The sequence below is a fragment of the Microbacterium sp. Leaf351 genome, from assembly GCF_001423825.1.
Lineage (GTDB): Bacteria > Actinomycetota > Actinomycetes > Actinomycetales > Microbacteriaceae > Microbacterium > Microbacterium ginsengisoli.
In genome coordinates this window covers 207,539-210,556 of record NZ_LMPK01000015.1, presented here as the reverse complement: position 1 = coordinate 210,556, position 3,018 = coordinate 207,539, and the positions used below count along the sequence as shown (strand labels likewise).

The 3,018-nt window shown below is 69.8% G+C and carries 6 protein-coding genes; 4 read left to right on the top strand and 2 right to left on the bottom strand.

Features of this window, described 5'->3' with window-relative positions:
* Positions 1-28 precede the first annotated feature (28 nt).
* The 4 genes from ASG00_RS14440 (at position 29) to ASG00_RS06685 (ending at position 1,145) form a co-directional block, all read left to right on the top strand.
* Positions 29-127, top strand: coding sequence for a 30S ribosomal protein bS22 (locus tag ASG00_RS14440; protein ID WP_003792170.1), 99 nt, complete (start codon positions 29-31; stop codon positions 125-127).
* Between the two features lie 110 nt (positions 128-237).
* On the top strand, positions 238-531 hold the full coding sequence (locus tag ASG00_RS06695; RefSeq protein WP_045247735.1) for a rhodanese-like domain-containing protein: 294 nt from the start codon (positions 238-240) through the stop codon (positions 529-531).
* Positions 532-567: 36 nt separating this feature from the next.
* The gene (locus tag ASG00_RS06690) at positions 568-846 is read left to right on the top strand and encodes a glutaredoxin family protein (protein ID WP_045247736.1); all 279 of its coding nucleotides are present in this window, start codon (positions 568-570) and stop codon (positions 844-846) included.
* Positions 843-1,145, top strand: a complete 303-nt coding sequence (locus tag ASG00_RS06685) for a Dabb family protein (protein ID WP_045247737.1) — start codon at positions 843-845, stop codon at positions 1,143-1,145. Before ASG00_RS06690 ends, ASG00_RS06685 begins: the two co-directional genes overlap by 4 nt.
* Positions 1,146-1,203: 58 nt before the next feature.
* On the opposite strand, the gene ASG00_RS06680 is transcribed toward ASG00_RS06685, so the two are convergent.
* Both ASG00_RS06680 and ASG00_RS06675 read right to left on the bottom strand, forming a co-directional pair.
* Positions 1,204-2,310, bottom strand: a complete 1,107-nt coding sequence (locus ASG00_RS06680) for an ABC transporter ATP-binding protein (RefSeq protein WP_045247738.1) — start codon at positions 2,308-2,310, stop codon at positions 1,204-1,206.
* A partial coding sequence (locus ASG00_RS06675) for an ABC transporter permease (RefSeq protein WP_056207826.1) occupies positions 2,307-3,018 on the bottom strand: 712 nt, incomplete at its 5' end. The genes ASG00_RS06675 and ASG00_RS06680, both read right to left, overlap by 4 nt.

Genomic DNA, 3,018 nt, shown 5'->3' with positions numbered 1-3,018 from the left:
CCCAAACCGCCGACCAGTGAGGTTTTCCGTGGGTTCTGTCATCAAGAAGCGCCGCAAGCGCATGGCGAAGAAGAAGCACCGCAAGCTGCTTCGCAAGACTCGCCACCAGCGCCGCAACAAGAAGTGAGCGGCCGCCGCACCAGCGGTACTGACACAAGCGCCTGTCCGTGAGGATGGGCGCTTCGTGTTTGCTCCGGGCGGTCTTCCCGGGCGCACGCGCCCAGTACGCTTCAGAGCATGAAGTCCATCACCGTGCAGCAGCTCCACGAGCAGTCCGACGTGCCCCTCGTCGACGTGCGTGAGGTCGACGAGTTCACCGCCGGCCACGTGCCCGGCGCCGTGAACATCCCCCTGTCCACGCTCGGCGACAACCTCGACGCGCTGCCCGACGGTGCGTTCAACGTCATCTGCCAGCTCGGCGGCCGATCCGCCCGCGCGGTGCAGGCCCTCGAGGCACGCGGCTACGACGCCACCAACGTCGAGGGCGGCACGGGCGAGTGGGTCTCGGCCGGCTTCGCCGTGGAGCAGTGACCGGGCACTGTCCGCCCCTCTTCCTAGGATGACCCCGTGACCGAGATCACCCTCATCGGCAAAGACGGATGCCACCTCTGCGACGTCGCTCGCGGCGTCATCGAGCAGGTCGTCGCCGACTTGCCTGACGCCGACGCCGACCGTGTCGTGGTGGCCGAGGCATCCATTCTCGAGAATCCCGAGCTGTTCGACCTCTGGTGGGAGAAGATCCCGGTCGTGCTGATCGACGGCCGCGTGCACGCCCATTGGCGGGTCGCGCCGGAGCGGCTGCGCGACGCGGTGACCGAGTCGCTCCACGCGGTGAGCGCCTCGTGACCCTGCGGCATGTCGTCGCCTGGACGCTCGCGGCGACAGATCCCGCCGAGCGTGCGGAGCAGGCCGCCGAGGTCGCGCGTCGCCTGCTCGCCCTCGACGGGGTGGTTCCCTCGATCCGGGCGATCTCTGCCGGACCGAACGTGGCCTACGCCGATGTGAACGCCGATGTCGCCGTCGTCATCGACGTCGACGATCTCGCCGGACTCGAGGCGTATCAGACGCACCCCGCCCACCAGGAGGCCGCGGGCTACATCCGCAGCGTCGTGGCGTCCCGGCTCTCGGTCGACTTCGAGGTCTGACCCGCGCGTACCGCGCCCGCCGCCGCGCCGTGCACCCGACGCGGCGACGGACGGCGTCTCACGCGTCGGGGGCCGCCGGACGCACCGACACCGGGACGGCGTCGATCGTCAGATGCACTGCTTCGTCGAACTCCACGCGGTCGCCGGCGGAATGCTGCAGGCGCACGAGGGAGCCGTCGGCGGTGCGCACGAGGGTGCGGCGGAAGCTCCCGAGGAACGTGCTCTCCTGCACGATCGCCGGCACCGCATGGTCGCCGGGGGCGACGAGCCGCACGTTCTCGGGGCGCACGAACACGTCGACCTCGCCGACGACGGGCTCGCCCTGTACCGGAAGCTGGATGCCCCACACATCGACGCTCGTGCCGGTCGCGCGGCCCGGAACGGCGCTCGACAGGCCGACGAAGCCGGCGACATACGCGCTCGCCGGGCGCAGATAGAGCTCCTCAGGCGTGCCCACCTGCTCGATGCGACCCGCGTTCATCACGGCGATGCGATCGGAGACGGCGAGCGCCTCCTCCTGATCGTGCGTCACGAACAGCGTCGTGATGCCCAGGCGCAACTGGATGCGGCGGATCTCGTCGCGCAGTTGCACGCGCACCTTCGCATCGAGCGCCGACAGCGGCTCGTCAAGCAGGAGCACGCGCGGCTCGGTGACCAGCGCGCGGGCGAGCGCGACGCGCTGCTGCTGACCGCCCGACAGCTGGTGCGGGAAGCGATCGGCGAGGTGGTCGAGCCCGACGAGCGCGAGCGCGTCGGTCGCGCGTCGCGTCGCCTCGGCCTTGCCCACGCCGCGGCGGCGCAGGCCGAAGGCCGTGTTCTCGACGACCCGCAGGTGCGGGAAGAGACTGTAGGCCTGGAACACCATGCCGATGTCGCGCTTGTTGGTCGGCACCGACGAGACATCCTTCTCGCCCAGCAGAACCGCCCCCGAGGTCTCACGCTCGAGGCCGGCGAGCACTCGCAGGGCCGTCGTCTTGCCGCATCCCGAGGGACCCAGCAGGGAGACGAACTCGCCCGGCGCGATGTCGAGGTCGACCCCGTGCAGTACGCGCGTCGTGCCGTAGTCCTTCGTGACGCCGCGGAACTCGACGCGGGTGCCATCGCCCTGAGCGGCGAGGAGCAGATTGTCGCCGGTGCGCGGCAGTGCTCGCAGATCGGAGGTCATGAGCGGGTCCTTTCGGAACGGTCGCGTCCGACGCGGCCGATGACGAGCAGCAGCACGAACACGGCTGCGAGCGAGAGCAGGGTGAAGATCGCCGGCAGATAGGCGTCGGTCTTTCCGACCACGAGGAGCGCGGTCTGGAGCACCTGGCGGTTCAGGATCGACGCGATCGTGAACTCGCCCAGCACGACGGCGACGGTGAGAAGGGATGCCGCGAGCAGCCCCGGACGCAGGTTCGGCGCGAGCACGCGAAGGAGCACGGTGAGCCACCCCGACCCGAGCGTGCGCGCGGCCTCGGTCAGGGTGCGCAGGTCGATCGCGTCGACCGACGCCTGGATCGAGCGGAACGCGAAAGGCAGCGCCGTGATGCCGTAGGCGAACGCGAGCGTCCACGGGGCCGTGCCGATGGTGCGTCCGATCTGCAGGTAGACCGGCACGAGCCCCACCACGAGCACGATCGCGGGGATCGAGATCGGCAGCAGCGCGACGAACTCGAACACCCGGCGCAGGCGGGGGAACTTCAGGTTCACGAGCACGATCGTGGGTGCGAGCAACACGAGCACGATCACCACCGTGACGACCGCGATGATGAGCGAGTTGCCGATCGCGAGCCACAACGGGCGCAGCAGGTATGCGCTCGCGGGATCGAAGAGGGTCGCCCAGTGCACGAGTGAATAGCCGTCGCCGTCGCGCAGCGTGTAGAGCAGAGTC